2 protein-coding genes and 1 pseudogene are annotated in these 3,791 nt (G+C 33.8%); all 3 read right to left on the bottom strand.

Annotation, left to right across the window (positions count from 1 at the left end; translation table 11 throughout):
- A partial coding sequence (locus tag M3P05_RS20180) for a hypothetical protein (protein WP_249701931.1) occupies positions 1 to 1,476 on the bottom strand: 1,476 nt, incomplete at its 3' end.
- Positions 1,469 to 2,716, bottom strand: coding sequence for a site-specific integrase (locus M3P05_RS20175; protein ID WP_249701929.1), 1,248 nt, complete (start codon positions 2,714 to 2,716; stop codon positions 1,469 to 1,471). The genes M3P05_RS20180 and M3P05_RS20175, both read right to left, overlap by 8 nt.
- A gap of 840 nt (positions 2,717 to 3,556) precedes the next feature.
- Positions 3,557 to 3,703 (bottom strand): annotated as a pseudogene (locus M3P05_RS20170) (tRNA 2-thiocytidine(32) synthetase TtcA); the annotation flags it as partial.
- Positions 3,704 to 3,791 lie beyond the last annotated feature (88 nt).

Genomic DNA, 3,791 nt, shown 5'->3' with positions numbered 1-3,791 from the left:
CTCTCCTATGACATTATTGATTGCAATAATCAGCTCAGCAAAACGATCCTCATTCGGGTTGCATTTCTTTGCTGTTTTCTCCATTTCCTGTACTTCTATTAAAACTTTTTCGTGAGGAGCCTTAATGAAAGCATTAAACTTTGGACATAGATAACATGCGAATGGTGCAAAGACACCACAAAGGCTTGCTTCACACTCACCAATAATATTCGTGTAATCTGAAGAGAGAACTGTGTTCTCGTTTATATCTATTTTATTTTTAATATTTCCTCTAAAAGCCTTATATATCAATTGATGATTACTACTTGTTAGTTTTTCGTATTCTAAAAAGCTTTCATGAGTGAAATTGATGTAATGTTTAAGGGAAACAGTTGAAGTTTGAAATCCAGCTCTTGCTAAGACTGATAGTGGGGCACCTTTAATAGCTAAGTGGGTTAGTTTTGTATGCTTTAGTCTTCTTATAAATAGTTCATTCTCACTACTTATGAAGGGTACTTGAATTTTTTTTCTTGTTTTGTCTATCAGTGACATTGTATTGCATGGAGTAATATCAGCAATTGGGTCTGCTCTATTGTTATTGTACTTGATGCAAAATAGTGGTAAATGATTAATGTTATCTAATTCAGATATTTGCTTAACATATTGATGGTGTTTTAGAAAAGCAATGCTTACAGCTTCGCTCAGTATATATTCTAATTTGAAATTCTTTGCAGATATTTTTTTCTGCTTAACTATTGGGAAATTAATTGCTACAGATTTTTGTGATAGTATTTTAGCATCTGAAAACTTTAATAGAGAAATTTGTGATGGCCTTGGAGCTTCACTTATTAATAATCTCCATAGGAAGTATTCTTGAGGTGTGAAAGTAGAGTCTAGGAATAAGTCTTCAACTTTTCTTATTATAACTCTCACTTCCCCAATGCTAAATGGTCTTTCTCTTGCGGTTGTTGCTTGTATTTCTAGCGTACTCCTTGGTTTCGGTGACTTAGATATTTTTAAATAATCTATAAGATTATTGTGTAGCCCAGGTATATTTAAATTTATCCAGAATTTTAAAAATGATCTTAATAATTTCACTTGTGATGCATTTTTGTTTTTGGTGTAGTTTAAGTACATCTCATATGTGATTGTACATATTTCAGTTCCATCATCGGTTGGTGTTTTCTTTAGGAATCTTTTAAACTCGCTATTCCATCGTTGAACTGTGCTACATTTTCTCCTCCCGTCTAAAGCACAAATGACTACATGTGAATAGCATTGCACTAACGCTATTGAGCATTTAATCCGCTCTATTATGATCGATAGTTTTCTGTTTCCTGTAGAGTCAGGTTTTACTTCTATAATACTACTAGTTATCTTGTAACTGCTTTCGCTGTGATCAATTGGTCTTATTATACTAGGCGTAGTAAATTTACTATTTTGATCATCATACATATAAGGTATAAAGTATGGTCCTAGTAAGTATTTTTTATTCATGATTATCTAGTTCCGTATCCCTTGATTGAACTAAGTCAAATGTATCCTTCATGATTTTTCGATAGGTATATTTAGCTATCATTGAGGATCCTGTAACCCATCTTCCTCTTTGCTCTAGAATTTGTTGTATGTTCTCAATGGTTTTTCCTGCAGCGTCAGCTTTTTCAGCTAACTCTGTGAAATGAGTATGTCTTGCTACAACTGGTGTTATAACCTTAGAGATACAATTATTAGACCTGAATAATCGATTTAAATTTCTTTGAGATATTGGCTTTCCTACATGATCTCCTTTGTGATTTACAAATATATATGGTGTTTCTTTTGGGAGTGAGCAATTTTCTATGGAATGCCTTCTTTCATTCTCAATATATGAAAGGATGGAGTAATATAGATTTTTTCCTATTGCCACATAGCCTGATATTGTTTTCACATGTGGCTCTACAGTTCTTGTCTCTGAAGAATCATTATTAATTTTACTAACTTTTATTATAAACATCATGCTTCCATTGAGGCTTAAATCACTAATTAAATCTGTTGTTTTTAATTTCAGTAATTCACCTGGCCTTAGTCCTGTGCTAAATGATAATCTCTTTATTAATGTGTCTCTTGTTTGGCATGGGCTGCTAGTTTTCATATTTAGTTGTTTTTGGATTTGAATGATTTCACTCCGACATAATGATTTCGAAACAGGGGCTGATCTTGAAGTTTTAATCTTGTCTTTAAAAATTCTCTCAACTTCTTTTTTTAGTGACTCTCTTTGTTGTACTTGTTCTAAGCATGCATTATTTGAGAACACAAACTCTCTTATCAGCCATATGAAGAAGTTCTTTATATTGGAAAGTCTTGCATTTGAGGATCCTATAGATATGGTGCTACCTTTTTTTTGCTTTTTACCTCTTGGAAGATTGTTAGATTTATACATGCACCATCGTTCGAGATTGTCAATTTCTCCTGCAGTAAATGGTTCAGTTACTGGGCTTGAACGAAGTCTATCATGGGGTGGTACCCAGTTTTTATTTTTGGCTTTATTGCTCCAGCAGAATTCATAGTAAAATGACAAGTCTCTTAGAATAGCGCATTGTGTATTAAAAGCAGCACTTGATTTTTGCCTTGCAATATATACTGTAGGAAGATCTATAATTTTATTAGTTTCTCTATCAACTAATATTAATCGACGTATGGTGCTCTTCGATTTGCAACATTTTTCATTTAACTGCACTATTTTAGCTCTAAAAGCCATAAAACAATCCTCGTTGATAAATATTTAAATTATTTATTTAACGAGTTATGTTTTTTGTGTCTCTCTGGTCTTTAGACCTTTACTTTCATTTTGATATTTTCTACCAAACTTACGAGATGTGATTTTTTTTGATCTGATCTTTTTAGCTTTTTTAATTGCTATATTAGGGAGGGGAAGTGATTCAGAATTGATGGCGTTATTGTTGTCAACAGTATTAAATAATCTGATTATGATGGGGCCGGCATGTTCAAGTACAACATAAAAGAAGATTTTCGATAGTTGGGGAATTCTACGAATGACAAAAAAATCGTACACCTTATTTGCTAAGACGTACAGTCGCTTAGAATCCACATGCATGTGAAGGCATGCCATATTTACATCGTTGGTGTGGGTATTTTTCATGACTTACTAACCTGAGCTTATAAATAACATGTTTCCTCCTCATCAAGTTATTTAGGATCAACTCCTTTATAGGAAAATAATCCTGTTCGACTCATACAGCTATCGATATACAAATACGCTTTTTGGGTTTCTATACCCTTAGAACGTGATTCTCATTTTGACTTTTTTTTTAGAATCTCTCAACAGTTTTGTTATATGTCCGAAGAAATCCCAATTCATGAACTGCAGTTTTTACTGGCATTATGTTCAGAGTTCATGGTTTTTTAACTTTCTAGAGCTCACTCACGCGTAAACAAAATGTTTACATATTTTTTGTTCTACATATGTTTTCGTGAAGAGATTAAAGGCTGAAATGTAAAGACGGTTTTTTATAACCTTTTGATATATAAGAGCTTCGGCTGCCGAAAATACTACATCCTAACATTTTGTTCTAATAACTTTGCCCCCAGACAGGCAGACCATGACCTTGTCGCCGTCCTCGATCATATTGAACGCTTCGATGGCCTGACCGGTATAGCGGCGCAGTTTCTTTTGAAGCTTGTTGAATTTGGTCTTATCGGACCCGCTCAGGGTTGGTTCTGTCATCTGTTCGCAGTCGGACTGTTTGGAATGCATATTCCGGCATCACTTGAACACCTATTCTGGTAACGCTTGAACACTTATTCTGGTAAGA

Source organism: Parendozoicomonas callyspongiae (assembly GCF_023502345.1).
In the GTDB taxonomy this organism is placed as follows: domain Bacteria; phylum Pseudomonadota; class Gammaproteobacteria; order Pseudomonadales; family Endozoicomonadaceae; genus Sansalvadorimonas; species Sansalvadorimonas callyspongiae.
The sequence above is the reverse complement of the archived record's forward strand: the minus strand, read 5'-3'. Positions and strand labels throughout refer to the sequence as shown.

Coding starts and splice junctions, on each gene's coding strand:
- M3P05_RS20175 (WP_249701929.1), bottom strand. CDS start 2,716: ATGGCTTTTAGAGCTAAAATAGTGCAGTTAAATGAAAAATGTTGCAAA.